The following is a 397-nucleotide window of genomic DNA, read 5'->3' as shown; positions in this document are numbered from 1 at the left end:
CGCCGCCGCGGTAGCCGCCGAGTCTTCTACCGGCACATGGACCACGGTGTGGACCGATTTGTTGACCGACATGGATTACTACAAAGGCCGCGCCTATCGCATTGAAGATGTGCCGGGCGATGACACCTGTTTTTACGCGTTCGTTGCCTATCCCATAGATTTGTTTGAAGAGGGGTCCGTGGTCAACGTCTTCACCTCTCTGGTCGGTAACGTGTTCGGCTTCAAGGCCGTGCGTGCGCTGCGCCTGGAGGATGTGCGATTCCCGCTCGCCTATGTCAAGACTTGCAATGGACCGCCCCACGGTATCCAGGTCGAGCGCGACAAAATGAACAAATATGGCCGGCCGATGCTCGGCTGCACCATCAAGCCCAAACTCGGTCTATCCGCCAAGAACTAT

The 397-nt window shown here is 57.2% G+C and carries 1 protein-coding gene; it reads left to right on the top strand.

Features of this window, described 5'->3' with window-relative positions:
* Positions 1-397 (top strand): RuBisCO large subunit C-terminal-like domain-containing protein (locus HF921_RS13765; RefSeq protein WP_264318201.1); only part of this gene is annotated, 397 nt, incomplete at both ends.

Source organism: Acidithiobacillus ferriphilus (assembly GCF_018854775.1).
Taxonomy (GTDB): Bacteria; Pseudomonadota; Gammaproteobacteria; order Acidithiobacillales; family Acidithiobacillaceae; genus Acidithiobacillus; species Acidithiobacillus ferriphilus.
This window is presented reverse-complemented; position numbering and strand designations above follow the sequence as displayed.